Source organism: Telmatospirillum sp. J64-1 (assembly GCF_006980715.1).
In the GTDB taxonomy this organism is placed as follows: Bacteria; Pseudomonadota; Alphaproteobacteria; order Rhodospirillales; family Magnetospirillaceae; genus Oleiliquidispirillum; species Oleiliquidispirillum nitrogeniifigens.
The window spans coordinates 90,931-107,797 of sequence record NZ_SBHN01000021.1; the positions used below are offsets into that span (position 1 = coordinate 90,931).

A 16,867-nucleotide genomic window follows, 5' to 3' on the forward strand; every position below is an offset into this window, starting at 1 on the left:
CTCAGCGCATCAGGCCGCCGGTCAGGCTCATCAGCCCCCGCTCGCGCGCCTGGGACAGGTCCAGCAGGTTGCGCTGGCGGGCCAGGGCCGCCTGGGTCTGCGACCGCCGGGCAGCCTGGGAAAAGCCCTGGGCGGCCAGTTCCTCTTCCTCCTCGGCCTCTTCGAGCAGGCTGCGCAGGACGTTGTAGGAAGAGCCGCTATCCGAGCCGATCCCCATGGCGCCGAAACGGGCCCGCTGACGCGCCGTCTCAGCGGCCAGGGCCTGCATCCGGGCCTTGCTGTCGGCTTGGCGCTGCGCCTCGATCTGCTGCATCTGGGCGTCCTGCTGCGCCTGGACGGCGCGGTTCTGGGCCTTCACCTGCTGTTGCTGCTGCTGGAGTTGCAGGGCCATGGTGGCCGCTGCGATCGCGACTTGGGCCATCAGCTCACCTTCATCTGGGTTGTCACGGACAGGATGGTGCAGGGCAAGGGCGTGTCCTGGCCGACACGCCACAAGGGCGCCACGGCCTGGCGCTGCCAGCCCAGGGCACGGACGGGCACGTCGCCGGTGATGCGCGGCAACGGCCCGTCCAGCAGCCCTTCCTCGCCCATGCGACGCAGCGGCAGTTCGGTCGCGCCGCGCCCGGTATCGACGGTCAGGGCCGAGGTTTCGAGCAGGCGGAAGACCACCTGGACCAGCCGAAGCTGGGTGGGACGGCCCGGCCCCCCGGCGGACTCGACGGCGGGCGGCAGGGGCCAGACCTCGTGGCGGAAGGGCAGGCCGATCTCGACCTCCCGCACCGGCTGGTCCAGGGTGATGGCGCCGCCCGAGACCACCGCCTCGCCCATGTCCGAGCCGTCGCCGACCACCCGCACCCGCCGCCCTTCCAGATGCTCCAGCCCCTGCCAGCGGTCGGTCGGCACGGCGACGCGGCCGGTCAGGGCGGAATCGGTGTTCAGCGCGGCCTCGAAACGCTCGACCAGGAAAACCGGCAGGCCATAGCGCCCCACCCGTTCGACCAGCAGATAGACCTCTTCCGCCAGGCAGGCGATGGAACGCACGCCGCCATCGGTCTGAAGCAGGCTCCAGGCGGTCACCGCCTCTGCGCGGTAATTGGTGACGGTGGCGATCGCCCCGTCCTCGCGCACCACATGCAGCAGGCGGCTGGGGGCGTCGTAATCGATCTCGACGGGGCGCAGCATCAAATGACGCGCCAGCATGGACAGGTCGGTCGCCTGATAGGCCTGCTCGACATCGGTATAGAGGAATTCCCGCAACTCCCCGCCCGCCCGCGAGACGAAGATCGTCGCGCCGTCCACGTCGCAAGGCGGCACCGTGCGGTCCAAGGGCGAGCCGACCCGCGTCTGGCGGCGCAATTGCAGATTCATCGGCGTCAGGGGCTCGCCGCTGACCGTCCATTCCGCCCCCGAGGTGAAGACCTGCAGGTGGCGCCCGGAAAAGACGGCGCGGATGGCGTTGACCTGATCCGAGAGAATGGGGAACTCGATGGCTTCGTCATCCAGCCCCGTGCCCTGGTCGAAATTGAACAGATCGGCCGATTTCGACAGCCACAGCCGGTTGGGCAGGGAATGGGAGCCGCCGATCACCAGCCGGTCCTGATGGAAGCACACGGAAACCGGCCAGCCCCGCCGCTCGGAAAAGGCCTGTTCCTCCCAATCCGTTGTCGCCTCGGTGCCGGACAATTCTTCCTGGGCCGTCACCATGGCCTCGCGCGCGGAGAGCAGGCTGTCGATGACCACCTGCTTGCCGCCGATCCGCAGCCGCGTCCCCACCATCGCCTCGGTGAAGACATCCGCCGAGGCCTCGACCTTGAAACTGCCCGTCGTCGCGGCCGGAGTCAGCGTCGCCTCTTCTGCGGCGAATTTGTGGAAAGGCTGGTGGCTTACCCCGTCCCTGGCGGCAAATTGCCAGGGAAGGATGCTCCAGTCGCTATGCGAGGTGCGGGTGATCTTCTGCGGCGGGACCTGCGGATGGACCACCAGCAGCGTGTCGGCGCTCTGCGTCCAGTTAATCTGGCCCAGCTGCGCCGCCGACCAGGGCGTATCGAACTCGGCCCGAACCGCACCGCCCGCCAGCACCTCCGCCTTGCCCTCGGTCAGCACCAGCAGATAGGTCTGTTCGGTATTGAATTCGAAGGCGATCAGCCGCCCCGGCCCCTTGGCGGTATGGATGTAGCGCAAGCCGGAACGGCGGGTGACGCCGCCGGTGGGATGGATGAAGACGTTGCGCAGGCGCTGCGCCCCATTCTGCCAGGCGCGCAGATCGGCCCGCCCCAGCATCTCCGGCGCCAGTTCGCCAGCGGTGAAGTTGGTCTTGACCTGATCGACGCGACTCATGACCGCACCTCGACCAGCGGAAAGGAATTCAGCCGCGCCGGTTCGTCCTGCTGGGAATCCACCAGCCGGGCGCGACGCAATTCCTCCTCGGCCAGCTTGTGCAGCATCTCCGCCCGCGCCGTGCTCTCGGTCAGCGGAATGCAGAATTCGGCCGCCAGCCGGGTGATCAGCGCTTGGCTGAAGAATGGCGGGAAATCCTCTTCCTTGGGGCGGAACAGATAAGTCAGGACCACCGCATCGGCATTGCAATGCAGGCGTTGCTCGGCCAGGCGATAGCTCAACCCCTGCCCGCGCCCGCCGATCCCCGCCGACAGGGCGCGCAGGAAATCGGGCGGCAACTGGAAGGCGTTCCGGAAATCGGCCAAAGGCGGTGCCGCCAGCCGCGCCAGGCTGGTCAGGGCGGTGGCGAAGCGCCAGGGATGGGAAGACAGCAGCGCATCCCGGGTGGAGGGATAGAGATTGGCGGCGATCTCGGCCTCGGCGGTCCCCTCGCCGAAGGACGTGATGGTGCCGGCGCCGATCTTCAGAAGCGCCCGCGCGCAAAGGGCGATGCTCGACAAGGCCATGGAGGTCTCCAAGAAGTCTGAAGGTTCTTTTGGGCTCCGCCCAAACCCGCCAAGGACCTCGGCCCTTGGCCCCCTTTCCCTTTCTCGTCACTCCCGCGACAGCGGGAGGCCATGTCGGCCCCGGAAGGCGCAGCGACAGGCATGACGAATAGAAGGAAGGAGGTCCAGGGGCCCGAGGCTCCTGGCGGGTGCAGGGCGGCGCCCTGTCTTCACGGACTCAGCGGCTGTTGGTGGCGCCGATGACGCTCATATCGGCCACGTCGACCACGCCGCCCGCATTGGCCGAGACCACCAGCAGGCCGATGCCCGGCGCCGTTGCCGTGGCGGTATTGGCCATGATCAGGTCGCCCGCGCGCAGCATGTCGGCGGCCTCGTTGAAATAGCCGCTGGCATCGACGGCATCGGCGCTGTCGGTGGTGGTGTAATGCCACAGGGTGAAGCCGTTGGCATAGGCCAACACGCTCAGATCCCGGCTCTTGTAAGCCATTGCTCGATCTCCTTTTGTTCTCAGAATTCCTTGGCAAATCAGGCTTCCAGGCAGCGCAGGGCGACCACGCCCGCCGGGTCGATCAGCACCGCGCCTTGCGACATCATGTTGTTGACGAAATGGCTGGCGCGGTCGCCGTGCCAGCTGATATCCGACTGCACATCGGCGCCCGAAGCATGGCCCAGGGCGGTCTTGTGGTACCAATAGCAATGGCGCACGCCGCCGCTCTTGGTCAGGCCGGAATGGGGCATGAACAGGGTGCCCAGCCAACGCTTGGCCTGGCTGCCCTTCCAGGGCAGATCGTCCTCGCCGACATAATCGGCATTGGCGAATTCCTCGATCTGCATCAGCTCGGACCATTGCTTCCAGCCGACCACGGCATAGCGTTCGCCGTCATCGGGCACGTCGGCGTCGCCCAGCATCTCGAAGGCGGTCAGGATCTTGGCCTTGGTCAGGCCGTCCGTGGCCGCGCCCGCGTAATTGGTGGAGGTGTCGAGCTGGTTGATGATCAACTCGTCGGTCTTGCGGCCCAGCGCATAGGCTCCGGCCTTGACCACCACGGCGCGTTCGTCGTGGTTGGTCTTGATCTCGTCCAGCCGGTCGATCCAGTCGCCGGCATAATAATCGTAAAGCTGGCACTCCACCGGGCTGTGGTCGAGGTTCATGACGGGCACCTTGCCGTGGCGCGACTTGGTGCTGGCGGTGCCCTTGCCGACCTTCTGGAAGGTGGTCGAGGCGCCGATGACGTTGTTCTTCGAACGCACCGTGTTGCGCAGCTTCGACCCCGTCTGCTGGTAGGCGAGGTGAACGTCGGCCTGGAAATGCTTGATGAAGGACTGGTCGATGCTCGTCGACATGCTGGCTCTCTTTCCTGTGGTTGAATGCGAAAAAGGCCGCTGCCGCAGGGGCTGCGGCGCGGCCGGAGAGGAAGGAGGGCAGGAGACGCCGGGGGCTCCCACCCCTTCGGGATAAGCCGAAGGTTGAGGAGGAATGCAAAAATCTGCTGCCCTCCCCGCCGAAAGTTCCTATGATCACCGCCCGGCCCCGACCGGGGCCACAGGTGAGTCAAGCGGTGAAGCGATGACAGAGACGACCATCAGCAAGAGGCAGGCTTCGGCGACCGCCGGTCGAATCGAAGTGGCGGCGGGAGCGCTTTTTGCCGATTGCCTTGGGGCCTTCCATGCCTTCGGAGAATTGCCGGAACTGGCGGAAAACCTGCGCATCCTGTCCCTGAATGCGGAACTGGCGGCCGGGCGCGCGGGCGAGAAGGGGCGCGCCGTGCGGGCGCTGACCCAATACACCCGCGAACTGGTCAACCGCCTGGCCCATATCCAGAGCGAGATGTCGCGCCTCGAAGCCACCACCTATGGCCAAAGCGCCGCCACCTTGCGCGAACTCTACCGCCTGCGCCTGCTGGAAAGCACCGCCCGCGCCGTGGCCGAGACCCAGGGCGAGTATTATCAATCGGGCCGGGAAGCGGTCGAAAAGGCGCGGCGCCAGACCATCACCTATCTCGCCGAAACGCTGAGCGAGATGAACGGCAGCGTCGAACGCCTCGCCTCGCGCACCCGCGTGGTCGCCGAAGTGGTGGCCCAGTCCGACAGCATCGCCACCAATATCGCCATCGAAGCGGCGGCGGCGGGCGTCCATGAAAAGGAATTCCGCACCGTTGCCGACACCATGCGCACTTATGTCGAAGACCTGCGCCACATGATCGAAGCCGCGGGCCAATCCGTGGCCGATGCCGCCAACAAGGGGCACCAGCTTCAGCGCATGGGCTTCGGCGCCCTCTCCGCCTGACCGACTATTCCGGGGACGTTTTTTCCATGAAGTGTACCACGCTGTTCCACCGCGAGGACTATCGTTGGCTGGCCTTCGGCCAGGACCCCAGCCGCCCGGACAATGTGATCGACACCAATCAGGTCGTTGTCGTGTCCGGCAATTCGGTCATGCTGCTAGACCCGGGCGGGATGGAAGTCTTCCCACCCATGATGGCCGCCCTGACCCGCGAAGTGCGGATCGACCAGATCAAGCACGTCTTCTTCTCGCACCAGGACCCCGACGTCTGTTCGTCCCTGCCCCTGTGGCGCCAGGTCTGCCCCGGCGACATGAAGGTCTACGTGCCCTGGATGTGGGCCGGTTTCGTCAGCCATTTCGACCGCGACGCCCGTCTGGAAAAGATTCCCGACGAAGGCATGGACGTCACGATGGGCGATGCCCGGCTGCGCATCCTGCCCGCCCATTACCTGCATTCGCCGGGCAATTACCATGTCTACGACCCGGCGGCGAAGGTGCTGTTCTCGGGCGATGTCGGCGCCGCCCTGGTGCCGCCGCAATCGCGCCGCGACAGCCTGTTCGTCCACGACTTCAGCAGCCACGTCCAGTTCATGGAAGCCTTCCACAAGCGCTGGATGGGCTCGGCCCGCGCCCGCGATGCCTGGATCGACATGGTGTCGCGCCTGGAAATCGACGTGCTGGCTCCCCAGCATGGCCTGATCTTCCGCGGCGACGATGTGAAACGCTTCCTCGAATGGTTCAGCGCGCTCGACATCGGCTCCGGCCTTGCCGCCATGCGTCGGGGCCGCTAAGGCCGCCGCACCCGTTCCCATGCCGTCACCCCCGCGCAAGCGGGGGTCCTTCTTGGGGAAAATCCCGGATTCCCGGGCACGTCCCGGACTACTTCCCCGGATAGAGGCGCTTGAACCCCGCTTCGATCCGGGCGATGACCGCCGGGTCGCGATCCCGCCAATAGCGCGGGTCCTTCATGGCCTGCTTCAGTTCCGCCTCGCTCAGCGCCTCCTCGCGCGGCGCTCCGGTCCGGCCCAGAGACGGCTCTCCGCCCGCCTGCATCAGCTTGTGCAGGGTCATCACGCCGTCATAGCTGACGGCCAGGGCATCCACCACCGGATCGGGCAGGTTGGCCCGCGCCCAGCTGCGGATCTGACGCACCGTCTCATTCCACTTGGCCTCGCCGCCGAAATGCTCGACCAGACGCTGGCGATGCTGCTCGCCTTCCGCCCGCGCCCGCATCTCGCCGACCACCGGCCCCAGATATTCCTCGGCCAGGTCATAGACCAGCTGCGCCTGTTCCGGCGAGAATCCCGCCTCCTGCAGGCGCCGCTCCACCTCCGGGTCCGGCTCCAGCCATTCCGCGCGCGGCGCGGCGGCTTGCGGCTCCGGCACTGCATTCTCTTCCTGCGGCTGGGACGTCTCGTTCTCATCCATGACAGTCTCTCCTTTGTCCAATTTCCGAAGGCTTTCCCTTGTGCTCCGCCCAAACCCGTAAAGGGGCGCGGCCCCTTTGATCCCATTTCTTGTTCCGTCACTCCCGCGAAAGCGGGAGTCCATCTCGACCCAGAAAGACGCTGCGGCGGCATGGATTCCCGCTTTCGCGGGAATGACGAGAAATCAGTGGGTTCCAAGGGCCCAGGCTCTTTGCGGATCCCCTAGCCCCGCCCCCGCTGGACGAGGGCGATGATATGGGCGGCCAAGTGCCTCTGGCCTTCCAGGTGCCGCAAGGCGGCGTCGCTGGCATCGGGGCCCAGGCAACGGTCCAGGGTCATGGCCCGCAGATGGGCCAGGGTGCGCTCGCCATCCGTTCCGGCGAAGCAGCGGGCGAAGACGGACTCGATATCGCCGGGGGCGACGGCCTGCGGGCCGTCGTCGGGAGCGGCGGGGGCGGAGAACCAGTCCCAGCCGGTGTCATTCCGTCGCATGCAGGATCTCCTCCTCGACCATCCCGGCCAGGGCGGCGAGGCCCTCCTCCACCGCCTCGGGCGTCAGTCCGCCCGGGACATCCAGGGCCGGATCGGGCGCCATGCGGATGACCTCTTCGGGCACGCCGAATGCCCGGCCCAGCCAGCGGGCCGCGGCGGGGATATCGACGGCGGACTGGCCTTCCGGCCCCATGGCCGCGACGGCGCTCAGCCAGGACAGGGTGTTCTGCGCATCGCGCTGGGCCTGCTGGCGGGCCAGGGGCGAGCGGTATTGCAGCTCGACCAGGCGGCCATCGACGGCGATATCGGGAATTTCGCCCCGGCGGCGCAGAATGGCGATGGCGCGCATGACCAGCGGGGTGAGCAATTCCGATTGCAGGCGGCCATAGGTCGCCCCCAGCACGCGGGCCATCTCGGCGGCGCGTTCCAGCACCTCGGTCGCCGTCATGCGCGGCGCCGTCACCTGCCCCAGCCGGTCCACCAGCAAGGCATGGCGGATGCGGGCGCGCAGGTCGTCGAGCACCAGCTGCGACACGTCGAAACGCCCCGGCGCCTCCAGCGGCTTCAGCCCCGCCGAGCCCACCGCCTTGGGGATGATGGTGCCGGGCAGCAGCTTGACATTGGCCGGATTCAGCACGCCGTCGTCATCGGCCTGCCAGATGCCGGTAACGGCGATGGTGGCGTTCTTCAGCACCAGTTCCACCACCTTGTTGGCGGTCTTGATGTCGGGCAGCGCCTTCATCACCGGCGAGCGTCCATAGGCCTCGCCGGGGGCCTTCAGCCAGCGAAAATTGATGAAGGGCGGCTGGGCGAAGCGGCCCTCTGCCAGCACCTTTCCCTCGTCCTCGGCCTCCAGCACGGCGCGCCAGACATAAAAGCCGCCCTCGGGAATCACCGCCTCGACCACGGGCAGGCGGAAATCCGGCTCCTCGGCGCCACGGCGCAGGATCTCGGGCGACAAGGCGGCATCGGGAAAGCGGGCCTTCAGTCCCTCCAGGTCGTATTCGCTGCGCCGGTAGGTCACGCCCAACCGGCCGTCATTGTCTTCCTCCAGCACCACCTGGGCCAGCGGCACGGCGGTGAAGCGGAAGGCGCTGGCCTCGCCCGGCGGCGCTTCCTCGAACAGCAGGCAGGCGGTACCGGCGGTGACCACGTCCAGATAGCATTGATGCATTTCGACGGCGAAATTCGAGCGGTCGAAATGGGATTGCAGGATCAGCGCCGCCTTCTCCAGCGGCTCGGCCACCATCTGGCGCTCTGCCGGCGTCAGGTCGGGACCGGGCGTCAGGCCGAACCATTGCGCCCAGGGCGGCGTCAGTTCGGCCAGCAGGCTTGCCGCCAGCTGGTCCACCGCATCGGGCGCGGTGCCGTCGAACAGGCGGTCCGCCTTCTTCTCGCCGGGAGTGGAATTGCGCAACACGCCGTCGCGAAGCGGCAGGGCATAGTCGTAGCATTCCTGCCAATGGCTTTCCCAGGTCGCGCGGCGCTGCTTGGCGCGGCGGTAGCGGGCCAGCAGGCGCGGCCCGGCATCCCCCTCGCCCCGGCCGCCATCATCGGGCGAAATCACCATGCTCATTCTCCCAGCAGGTTCTTGCCGCCCAGCGGGGCCAGCGGATCGGTCACGCCGCGCGCCGAGGTGGCGATGGTGGACAGCCGCCCGCGTCGGCGGCGGGCCATTTCCTCCAGGCGGCGCTGACGCTCTTCCTCCTGGCTGGTATCGGCGGGGGGCGGCGCGACGACGACCGGCGCCGACGGCTTCGGCGTTCTGAAAACAGAGCCCATGAACACGCGTCTCCTCACTCTGGTCCGCCGGACAAAGAAAAACCCGCCGGGGGAAACCCCTCCGGCGGGTTGCGGACGCAAATCTGGCGTTGATGTCTCCTATCTATCAGCCCCGCCCTCGTGAGTCAATGATTTTTTTCCTATTATTGAGGAGAAAAGAGCTTCACACCCTGCTTTCCTTCCTCCCCCGGTACAATCGGCAGTGGCGGCGCAAAGATGGCGATAGAGCTGCCAGGGCGTCAGCACCAGGGGCGCCTGGATGCCCAGCACCCTCTTAACCGCCTCGACGCAGCTATAGATCCCCAGCCTCGGGCGGCGCGAATCCGCCGGGAACAGACGGGTTTCCACCACCACATGCCCGCGCTCCTCGTACCAGCGCCGCAGGTCGAAGGCGGGCGGGATGTCCAGACGCAGGATTTCCGTGCGATGGACCAGCGGCTCATAGGCCAGCCATCCCGACTCGTCCTCCAGCAGCAGGAAGCAATGGCGGAAGCCGGGCCGCAGCCAGCGCAGCCAGACCAGCCCCGTCTCGCCGGAAAACACCACCAGCGCCCGGCACCAGGACGTGTTCATTGCACGATCCCCTTGCCGCGCAGCACGGTCGCCAGCCGGTCCAACGCCTCGCCCCACAGCCGCGCGGCCGTTTCCTCGTCTCCCGCCCAGGGATCGGGCGGCGACTGGCGGCTGCCGAAACGGCCCAGCACCCCCAGATGCCCCCGGTCCAGCATGTTGCGACGATAGAGGCCGTCGACGGCGCGGTAGATGTCGTCCGGTTCGCAGGGGCGTCCCACATTCCCGGCATCGGCGGTGTAGCGCGCGCCCTCCAGCCGGGCGATCTGGCAGCGCGCATACCACAGCCAAGCCTCTTCGGCGCTGGCGAAGGGCTCCGCCGGGCGATCGCTGAACCGGGGCGGAAAACGGCGTTCCTGGGACATCGGCACCCCCGCGAATGTGAACAAATGAAGAACAATTTATTGCCACAACCGCAAGGTGACGGTCAACAGAAAATGACTTTGTTCCTAGTGCGCCTTGCGCCGGAATGGAAGACAATGTTCCCATGATGCTCAAACACGGGGAAATCTGGGCAGCCATCGACCGGCTGGCCCAAGAGAACGGGCTGACCGCTTCCGGTCTGGCCCGAAGGGCCGGGCTCGACCCCACCACCTTCAACCGCAGCAAGCGCGTCACCCGTGAAGGCAAGGCCCGCTGGCCCAGCACCGAGAGCATCGCCAAGATCCTGGACGCCACCGGCACCACCTTCCCCGTCTTCGTTTCCTTCATCGGCGTGGAACCGGGGCAGAGGCCGCACCGCACGGTGCCGCTGATCGGCCTGGCCCAGGCCGGTGACCGGGGTTTCTTCGACGATGCCGGCTATCCCGTCGGCCAGGGCTGGGATGAAATCCCCCTGCCCGATGTCGCCGACCCCCATGCCTATGCCCTGGAGATCGCAGGCAATTCCATGGAGCCGGTCTATCGCGACGGCGACATCATCATCGTTTCGCCCGCCGCCTCGCTGCGCAGGGGCGACCGTGTGGTGCTGCGCACCCGCGAGGGCGAGGTAATGGCCAAGCAGCTCCTGCGCCGCACCGCCAAGCGGGTCGAACTGCAATCGCTCAACAGCGAACACCCCGACCGCAGCTTCGCCGCCGAAGAGGTGGAGTGGATCGCCCGCATCATCTGGGCGAGCCAGTAAGGCGCAAGGCGCTGTCCGAGGATTTTATTCTCCACAGCGATTCCGGATTATAGTCCCATCTCTTGAGCGCTTATTCATGCTTCGAGACGCCCCTGCGGGGCTCCTCAGCATGAGGTTTGTCTTTTTGAAATATAAAGGAAATTAGCCTCACCCTGAGGAGCCGCGAAGCGGCATCTCGAAGGGCGAGACGGGCCGGAAGTCTTCGAAGAGAACGATGGTCCGGGCAAAACCCAAGGAAACCGCCTCTTCTTACATCCGGCTTCCGCCGGTCAGCTGACGCCATGCCGTCCAGCCGCAGACGATTCCCGCGAACTCGCCATAGCCGAAACGCCGAGGATGAAAGCCGTCATCCTCCCGCGCCTCGCGCAGCCAGCTCGGGGCTTGAGATAAAGGGGTATGGACATCCAGAAAAGGAATGTCCAGGCTGCGGCAGACCTCGCCATATCCCGCCGACAGCGCCGCGACACGATGGTCGCGGAAAGCATCGGGAACGGGCGGCGGGCCGACCATCAGGACGGTGGTCTCGCGCTGGACGCGGCGCAATATCTGCCGGGTATTGTCCAGGCTTTCGCCATGCGAGATGGGCTGATGGCCACTCTCCTCCTGGCGGGTATCGTTGACGCCGAAGCTGAAGACCACCGCCTTGCGCCACGGCCCGGCCAGGCGCAGGCCGATCTCGCCTTCGCAGCGGCGCAGCAATTGGCGGGTGGTCTCGCCGCGAATGCCCAGGTTATAGCCGGTCAGGTCGACGCCGCGCGAGCGGGTAGCGGCGCAGACGCGCCCCACCCAGCCCAGATTTTCCTCGTCGCCCACGCCCAGGACATAGGAATCGCCCAGGAAGCAGACGCGGATGTCCTCAGGCGGCAAGGTCTTCGCCGGCAATCGCCCGCTTCAGCAGGTCGATGGTCTCGTTCACCCCGTACAGGGCGATGAACGACCCCATGCGCGGCCCCTGCTCCTGGCCCAGCAGCACCTCGTAGAGGGTCTTGAACCAGGTCTTCAGGTCCTCGAAGGGATGGCGCTTGCCGACTTCGAAAACGATGTCCTGCAGGGCTTCCGCCGTCGCCTCGCCCGAGAAGTTCTCCAATTCCCCGGCGAGATCGGCCAGGGCGGCGACCTCCATCTCGGTGGCCTTGCGGTACTTCTTGTTGGGCCGCACGAAATCCCGGTAATAGGCGATGGCATAGCCCACCAGCTTGTCCAGAATCGGCGCCTTCTCGGGCGTCGCGCCGGGGGCGTAGCGGCTGATGAAATGCCACAGCACCGCCTTGTCCTCGGTATGGCAGACGCTGACCAGGTTCAGCAGGATCGAGAAGCTGAGATGGGCTTCCTCGCGCGGCGGCTTGCCGTTATGGATGTGCCAGGCCGGGTTGTTGAGCTGGTCCTTCGGCTCCTGGTTCGGGAACTTCTCGATATAGGTCAGCCAGTCGTCCACATTGCGCGGGATGACGTCGAAATACAGCCGCTTGGCGCGCTTGGGCTGCTGATACATGAACAGCGCCAAGCTTTCCGGCGGGGCATAGCGCAGCCAGTCCTCGACCGACAGGCCGTTGCCCTTGGACTTGGAAATCTTCTGGCCCTGGTCGTCCAAGAACAGTTCGTAGGACAAGTTCTGCGGCGGCGTGCCGCCCAGGATGCGGCAGATCTTGCCCGACAGCTGGACCGAGGGGATCAGGTCCTTGCCGGACATCTCGTAATCCACGCCCAGGGCATACCAGCGCATGGCCCAGTCGGCCTTCCATTGCAGCTTCACATGGCCGCCGGTGACCGGCGTCTCGACTAGGCTGCCGTCCTCGTCGCGATAGACGATGGTGCCCGCATCCAGCTTGCGCTCGACCACCGGCACCTGCAGCACCCGCCCGGTCTTGGCGCAGACCGGCAGGAAGGGGCTGTAAGTCTGCTGGCGCTCCTCGCCCAGGGTCGGCAGCATCACCGCCATGATCTCGTCATAGCATTCCAGGATGCGCAGCGCCGCCTGGTCGAAGCCGCCGGACTTGTAGACCTCGGTCGCGCTCTTGAACTCGTAGTCGAAGCCGAAGCTGTCGAGGAAGGCGCGCAGCCGGGCATTGTTGTGATGGCCGAAGCTTTCATGGGTGCCGAAAGGATCGGGCACCTGGGTCAGCGGCTTGCCCAGATGCTGGGCCACCAGATCCTTGTTGGGGATGTTGTCCGGCACCTTGCGCAGCCCGTCCATGTCGTCCGAGAAGCAGAACATGCGCGTCGGGATATCGGGCGCCAGCAACTCGAAGGCGCGCCGCACCATGGTCGTGCGCACCACTTCGCCGAAGGTGCCGATATGCGGCAGGCCGGACGGGCCGTAGCCCGTCTCGAACAGCACATAGCCTTTCTCCGGTTTCTCGCCTTTCAACCGCTCATCCAGCAACTGACGGGCTTCCTGGAAGGGCCAAGCGGAAGAGGTACGGGCAAGGTCGCGAAGATCGGACATGGGAACACGAATCCTATAGGATGCGGGAAAGCGGCAACCCTATTCGCCGCGCCCTCCGGCGTCAACTAGCGCTCAGGGCTGAAGGCCGCATCCGTCCCCCGTTCCGCCCGCCAGGAAAGGCCCCGCACGGGCTTTGCGCGGGGCTTCGCAAGAATTACCGGCAATCCCGCCTTGCCACCGGCACCGGCAGCGACCCACCATTGGACGGCACCATCACCTGGCAGGGCTGGGCGGGAGCGCGGCGGGCGGTATCCTGGACCGGGGCGGGGGACGGGCGGTCGCGCCGTTCCACCGTACGCGGCGCGGCGAATTCGGGACGCAATTCGGTGAGCGCGATCTGGCCGTTGCCGGTCCGGTCCCAGATCGCCATCGTCCCGGGCGGCAGATTGACCGGGAATTCCTCCATGGTCAGCACCTCGTCTCCGTTGAGGTCCCAGGCCTGGAAATAGGACAAGGCAGTCTCGCCCCCATGCGGCGCGAATTCCTGGAAGGTCAACTGCCCGTCGCCATTGCGGTCGAGCAGCAGGAACATGGTCGCGCCGACGCCGGTATTGGTCAGATCACCCAAGGTGATATAGCCGTTCCCGGCAGCATCGATGCGATTGAAATGGCGCAAGGCGACCTGTCCCTGGCCCGAGGGTTCGAGCAATCCGTCGCCGCCACGCGCATAGGGGACCGAAGGCTCGATCCCGCCCTGCTGCGGCGACCGTTCCTGCGCCTGGACCCCGAACGGCAAGGCCGCCATCAACAGAACCGCGGCAATCGGCACAACACGCATGGAAACCTCCGTACAGACTTTCCTATATATCTAAGGAGGAGGCGATCTTTTGCCCCTGCAAAAACGGCCAAATCCGTACGAAGAAGTCTAGTTCTTCCGGCGCGGCCACAGCATCTCTATACTGCGCCGCCATGACCCAGCCCCCTGCCCCGTCGCCTTCGCAGACCAGCCGCATCCTCCTTCCCCACGCTCCTGCTTTGGTGGTGGCGGCACGGCGGGCCGTGCTCATCACCACGGACGGCGAGATCGAAGAGCTTTCCCCGAAAGAAGCCTTTGCGCGCGTGACGCTGGAGCCCCCCCTGCTGGTCCACGCCCCTGCCGTCACGGCACGGCTGGACACCACGCCCTTTCCGGCCTTCGACCTGCTCGAACTCTTCGCCTTCGTCCGCCCGGCCAGCTTCTGCCTGCCCACCCCGCGCGGTCTGGCCGAGGCCATGGGGATCAGTGTCGCCCCGGGTCACGAGGCCGAGGCGGAAAGCCTGTTCGACATCACCCGCCTGCTGCTCGAGGAACTGGCCCGGTCCCAGACATTGATGAGTGCCCCGCGCCGCAACGATGTGCGCGGCATTGCCTGGACCATGGCACGGGCCGACTGGTCCTGGGGGCCGTCGGTGCTGGCGGCGCTGGGCGTGGAGGGCAATACCAAGGGCAATGCCGCGCTGAAGGTCTGGGAACGCCTGCCGGAATGGTCGGAACATGCCCCCGAGCCGCCGGCCGGCAACATCCCCGTCGATCCCGCCGAGGCCCGCCGCCGCCTGTCCGAGATCCTGGGCCATGCGGCCGAGCAGCGCCCCCAGCAGGCCGATTACGCCTCCGCCGTGGCGGCCGCCTTCGCCCCCCGCGATGCGGCGGGCGCGCCCAACATGGTGCTGGCCGAGGCCGGAACCGGCACCGGCAAGACGCTGGGCTATGTCGCCCCGGCCAGCCTGTGGGCGGAAAAGAACGGCGCCCCGGTCTGGATCAGCACCTATACCCGCAACCTTCAGCGCCAGCTCGATGCCGAACTCGACCGCCTGTTTCCCGATGCCGCCGAGAAGGCGCGCAAGGTGGTCATCCGCAAGGGCCGCGAGAATTATCTCTGCCTGCTGAATTACGAAGAAGCGGTGATGCGCAATCGCGGCCAGGATGCCGTCGCGCTGGGGCTGATGGCGCGCTGGACGCTGGCGACGCGGGATGGCGACCTCACCGGCGGCGACCTGCCCGGCTGGCTGCCCGATCTGCTGGGCCGGGCGCGCAGCCTGGGGCTCGCCGACCGGCGCGGCGAATGCATCTATTCCGCCTGTCCCCATTACACCAAATGCTTCATCGAGCGCGCGGTGCGCCGCGCCCGCCGGGCCGAGATCGTGGTCGCCAACCATGCCCTGGTCATGGTCCAGGCGGCGCTGGGCGGGCTGGACGATGCCACCACCCCCACCCGCTATGTCTTCGATGAAGGCCACCACGTCTTCGACGCCGCCGACAGCGCCTTCTCGGCCCATCTCACCGGCGCCGAGACCGCCGAATTGCGCCGCTGGCTGCTGGGTGCGGAAGGCGACGGCTCGCGTTCCCGCGCCCGCGGCCTGAAGCGCCGGGCCGAGGATATCGTCGGCCATTCCGACGAAGCCGCCGAGGCCCTGGACGCCGCCCTGCATGCCGCGCGCTGCCTGCCCGGCCCGTCCTGGCATCTGCGCGTCACCGAGGGCGATCCCGTCGGACCGGCCGAGCGTTTCCTCGCCCTGGTACGCCAGCAGGTCTATGCCCGCGCGCCCAGCCAGGACGGCCCCTACAGTATCGAGACCGACGTCCAGCCGCCCATTCCCGGCTTGGAGGAAGCCGCGCTGGAACTGGACGAAGCGCTGAACCGCCTCGTCCAGCCGCTGTTCACCCTGGGGCGCAGCCTGACGGACCTGCTCGACGACGAGGCCTCGGAACTGGACAGCGCCACCCGCCAGCGCATCGAAGGCGTCTGCCGCTCCATCGAACGCCGCGCCATCATTCCCCTGAAGGGCTGGCGCGCCATGCTCGGCCATGTCACCGGCACGGCGAACGAGGACTTCGTGGACTGGTTCAGCGTCGAACGCATCGGCGGGCGGGACGCCGACATGGGGATGCACCGCCACTGGGTCGACCCCACCCGCCCCTTCGCCCAGGCCGTCTGCGAACCCGCCCACGGCCTGCTCGTCACCTCGGCCACGCTCCGCGACGGTTCGGGCGATGTGGAACGCGACTGGTGGGCCGCCGAACGCCGCAGCGGCGCCAGCCACCTGCCCGTCCCGGCCCTGCGCGCCACCGTCCCCTCGCCCTTCGACTATCCCAGCACGACCCGCGTCTTCGTCGTCGCGGATGTGCGCAAGGACGACATGGCCCAGGTCGCGGCGGCCTATCGCGAGCTTTTCCTGGCTTCCGGCGGCGGCGGTCTGGGGCTTTTCACCGCGATCTCGCGGCTGCGCGCCGTCCATGGCCGGATCAGTGCCCCGCTCGACGATGCGGGCCTGCCGCTCTATGCCCAGCATGTGGACAACATGGACGTCTCGACCATGGTGGACATCTTCCGCGCCGAGGAAAATGCCTGCCTGCTGGGCACCGACGCAGTGCGCGACGGCGTGGACGTGCCAGGCCGTTCCTTGCGCCTGATCGTCTTCGACCGCGTTCCCTGGCCCCGCCCCGACATCCTGCACAAGGCCCGCCGCGCGGCCTTCGGCGGCAAGGCCTATGACGACATGATCACCCGCCTGCGCCTGAAACAGGCCTTCGGGCGGCTGGTCCGCCGGGCGGGCGATGCGGGCGTCTTCGTCCTGCTCGACCCCATGATGCCCACGCGCCTGATGGGCGCCTTCCCCGAAGGCGTCCAGGTGCGCCGGGTCGGGCTGGCCGAGGCCGTCGCCGAAACGAAAGCCTTCCTCGGGCGGGAGGAATGACGGGGAGGCTGCGCCTCTTCATGCTTCGAGACGACCCTGCGGGGCTCCTCACCCTGGAGACCTTTGCGCGGGGGAGGATCGGCCTTTTAGGTGGCAAATCGAGGCTGCTTTGCCCTTAACAAAACCGCCGCCAGAGCTTGATCTCTGGCGGCGGTCTACGTTTTG

General features: G+C 66.9%; 18 protein-coding genes. 4 read left to right on the plus strand and 14 right to left on the minus strand.

Annotated features, from left to right (window positions below):
* Window position 1: 1 nt before the first annotated feature.
* The 5 genes from EPD66_RS18380 to EPD66_RS18400 form a co-directional block, all read right to left on the minus strand.
* The gene (locus EPD66_RS18380; protein ID WP_142849969.1) at window positions 2-421 is read right to left on the minus strand and encodes a hypothetical protein; all 420 of its coding nucleotides are present in this window, start codon (window positions 419-421) and stop codon (window positions 2-4) included.
* Window positions 421-2,337, minus strand: coding sequence for a hypothetical protein (locus tag EPD66_RS18385; RefSeq protein ID WP_142849970.1), 1,917 nt, complete (start codon window positions 2,335-2,337; stop codon window positions 421-423). Before EPD66_RS18385 ends, EPD66_RS18380 begins: the two co-directional genes overlap by 1 nt.
* Window positions 2,334-2,903 carry a hypothetical protein gene (locus EPD66_RS18390; RefSeq protein ID WP_142849971.1) on the minus strand — a complete coding sequence of 190 codons (570 nt, stop codon included), beginning with the start codon at window positions 2,901-2,903 and terminating at the stop codon, window positions 2,334-2,336. Before EPD66_RS18390 ends, EPD66_RS18385 begins: the two co-directional genes overlap by 4 nt.
* 217 nt (window positions 2,904-3,120) lie before the next feature.
* A complete protein-coding gene (locus tag EPD66_RS18395; RefSeq protein WP_142849972.1) occupies window positions 3,121-3,390 on the minus strand; it encodes a hypothetical protein in 270 nt (89 codons plus the stop codon).
* 38 nt (window positions 3,391-3,428) lie between these two features.
* Entirely contained in the window at window positions 3,429-4,247 is an 819-nt protein-coding gene (locus EPD66_RS18400) for a phage capsid protein (protein WP_142849973.1), read from the minus strand.
* Between the two features lie 223 nt (window positions 4,248-4,470).
* Here EPD66_RS18400 and EPD66_RS18405 point away from each other — a divergent pair, with 223 nt between their 5' ends.
* Entirely contained in the window at window positions 4,471-5,190 is a 720-nt protein-coding gene (locus EPD66_RS18405) for a chemotaxis protein (RefSeq protein ID WP_142849974.1), read from the plus strand.
* 26 nt (window positions 5,191-5,216) lie between these two features.
* Window positions 5,217-5,978 carry an MBL fold metallo-hydrolase gene (locus tag EPD66_RS18410; RefSeq protein WP_142849975.1) on the plus strand — a complete coding sequence of 254 codons (762 nt, stop codon included), beginning with the start codon at window positions 5,217-5,219 and terminating at the stop codon, window positions 5,976-5,978.
* Between the two features lie 88 nt (window positions 5,979-6,066).
* Here EPD66_RS18410 and EPD66_RS18415 read toward each other — a convergent pair whose 3' ends face one another.
* The 6 genes from EPD66_RS18415 to EPD66_RS18440 form a co-directional block, all read right to left on the minus strand.
* A complete protein-coding gene (locus EPD66_RS18415) occupies window positions 6,067-6,615 on the minus strand; it encodes a hypothetical protein (RefSeq protein WP_142849976.1) in 549 nt (182 codons plus the stop codon).
* Between the two features lie 221 nt (window positions 6,616-6,836).
* Window positions 6,837-7,106 (minus strand): hypothetical protein, encoded by a 270-nt coding sequence (locus EPD66_RS18420; RefSeq protein ID WP_142849977.1) that lies wholly within the window; start codon window positions 7,104-7,106, stop codon window positions 6,837-6,839.
* Window positions 7,093-8,676 (minus strand): portal protein, encoded by a 1,584-nt coding sequence (locus tag EPD66_RS18425; RefSeq protein ID WP_255448571.1) that lies wholly within the window; start codon window positions 8,674-8,676, stop codon window positions 7,093-7,095. The genes EPD66_RS18420 and EPD66_RS18425 overlap by 14 nt, the downstream gene beginning before the upstream one ends.
* Before the next feature lie 2 nt (window positions 8,677-8,678).
* Window positions 8,679-8,888 carry a hypothetical protein gene (locus EPD66_RS18430; RefSeq protein WP_142849979.1) on the minus strand — a complete coding sequence of 70 codons (210 nt, stop codon included), beginning with the start codon at window positions 8,886-8,888 and terminating at the stop codon, window positions 8,679-8,681.
* A 99-nt stretch (window positions 8,889-8,987) separates the two neighbouring features.
* Window positions 8,988-9,461, minus strand: a complete 474-nt coding sequence (locus EPD66_RS18435; protein WP_185961496.1) for a hypothetical protein — start codon at window positions 9,459-9,461, stop codon at window positions 8,988-8,990.
* Window positions 9,458-9,823, minus strand: a complete 366-nt coding sequence (locus tag EPD66_RS18440) for a hypothetical protein (protein ID WP_142849980.1) — start codon at window positions 9,821-9,823, stop codon at window positions 9,458-9,460. The genes EPD66_RS18435 and EPD66_RS18440 overlap by 4 nt, the downstream gene beginning before the upstream one ends.
* Window positions 9,824-9,948: 125 nt before the next feature.
* Here EPD66_RS18440 and EPD66_RS18445 point away from each other — a divergent pair, with 125 nt between their 5' ends.
* Window positions 9,949-10,581 (plus strand): helix-turn-helix transcriptional regulator, encoded by a 633-nt coding sequence (locus EPD66_RS18445; protein ID WP_142849995.1) that lies wholly within the window; start codon window positions 9,949-9,951, stop codon window positions 10,579-10,581.
* A gap of 249 nt (window positions 10,582-10,830) precedes the next feature.
* Here the strand turns inward: EPD66_RS18445 and EPD66_RS18450 are convergent, their stop codons facing one another.
* The 3 genes from EPD66_RS18450 to EPD66_RS18460 all read right to left on the minus strand — a co-directional run bounded on the left by EPD66_RS18450 (window position 10,831) and on the right by EPD66_RS18460 (window position 13,805).
* Window positions 10,831-11,448, minus strand: coding sequence for a GDSL-type esterase/lipase family protein (locus EPD66_RS18450; protein WP_185961497.1), 618 nt, complete (start codon window positions 11,446-11,448; stop codon window positions 10,831-10,833).
* On the minus strand, window positions 11,438-13,027 hold the full coding sequence (locus EPD66_RS18455; RefSeq protein ID WP_142849982.1) for a lysine--tRNA ligase: 1,590 nt from the start codon (window positions 13,025-13,027) through the stop codon (window positions 11,438-11,440). Before EPD66_RS18455 ends, EPD66_RS18450 begins: the two co-directional genes overlap by 11 nt.
* Before the next feature lie 154 nt (window positions 13,028-13,181).
* The gene (locus tag EPD66_RS18460; RefSeq protein ID WP_142849983.1) at window positions 13,182-13,805 is read right to left on the minus strand and encodes an EF-hand domain-containing protein; all 624 of its coding nucleotides are present in this window, start codon (window positions 13,803-13,805) and stop codon (window positions 13,182-13,184) included.
* Window positions 13,806-13,936: 131 nt separating this feature from the next.
* On the opposite strand from EPD66_RS18460, the gene EPD66_RS18465 reads away from it, so the two are divergent.
* On the plus strand, window positions 13,937-16,702 hold the full coding sequence (locus tag EPD66_RS18465) for an ATP-dependent DNA helicase (protein WP_142849984.1): 2,766 nt from the start codon (window positions 13,937-13,939) through the stop codon (window positions 16,700-16,702).
* The last annotated feature ends 165 nt before the right edge of the window (window positions 16,703-16,867 follow it).

Coding starts and splice junctions, on each gene's coding strand:
- EPD66_RS18380 (WP_142849969.1), bottom strand. CDS start 421: ATGGCCCAAGTCGCGATCGCAGCGGCCACCATGGCCCTGCAACTCCAG.
- EPD66_RS18385 (WP_142849970.1), bottom strand. CDS start 2,337: ATGAGTCGCGTCGATCAGGTCAAGACCAACTTCACCGCTGGCGAACTG.
- EPD66_RS18390 (WP_142849971.1), bottom strand. CDS start 2,903: ATGGCCTTGTCGAGCATCGCCCTTTGCGCGCGGGCGCTTCTGAAGATC.
- EPD66_RS18395 (WP_142849972.1), bottom strand. CDS start 3,390: ATGGCTTACAAGAGCCGGGATCTGAGCGTGTTGGCCTATGCCAACGGC.
- EPD66_RS18400 (WP_142849973.1), bottom strand. CDS start 4,247: ATGTCGACGAGCATCGACCAGTCCTTCATCAAGCATTTCCAGGCCGAC.
- EPD66_RS18405 (WP_142849974.1), top strand. CDS start 4,471: ATGACAGAGACGACCATCAGCAAGAGGCAGGCTTCGGCGACCGCCGGT.
- EPD66_RS18410 (WP_142849975.1), top strand. CDS start 5,217: ATGAAGTGTACCACGCTGTTCCACCGCGAGGACTATCGTTGGCTGGCC.
- EPD66_RS18415 (WP_142849976.1), bottom strand. CDS start 6,615: ATGGATGAGAACGAGACGTCCCAGCCGCAGGAAGAGAATGCAGTGCCG.
- EPD66_RS18420 (WP_142849977.1), bottom strand. CDS start 7,106: ATGCGACGGAATGACACCGGCTGGGACTGGTTCTCCGCCCCCGCCGCT.
- EPD66_RS18425 (WP_255448571.1), bottom strand. CDS start 8,676: ATGGTGATTTCGCCCGATGATGGCGGCCGGGGCGAGGGGGATGCCGGG.
- EPD66_RS18430 (WP_142849979.1), bottom strand. CDS start 8,888: ATGGGCTCTGTTTTCAGAACGCCGAAGCCGTCGGCGCCGGTCGTCGTC.
- EPD66_RS18435 (WP_185961496.1), bottom strand. CDS start 9,461: ATGAACACGTCCTGGTGCCGGGCGCTGGTGGTGTTTTCCGGCGAGACG.
- EPD66_RS18440 (WP_142849980.1), bottom strand. CDS start 9,823: ATGTCCCAGGAACGCCGTTTTCCGCCCCGGTTCAGCGATCGCCCGGCG.
- EPD66_RS18445 (WP_142849995.1), top strand. CDS start 9,949: ATGCTCAAACACGGGGAAATCTGGGCAGCCATCGACCGGCTGGCCCAA.
- EPD66_RS18455 (WP_142849982.1), bottom strand. CDS start 13,027: ATGTCCGATCTTCGCGACCTTGCCCGTACCTCTTCCGCTTGGCCCTTC.
- EPD66_RS18460 (WP_142849983.1), bottom strand. CDS start 13,805: ATGCGTGTTGTGCCGATTGCCGCGGTTCTGTTGATGGCGGCCTTGCCG.
- EPD66_RS18465 (WP_142849984.1), top strand. CDS start 13,937: ATGACCCAGCCCCCTGCCCCGTCGCCTTCGCAGACCAGCCGCATCCTC.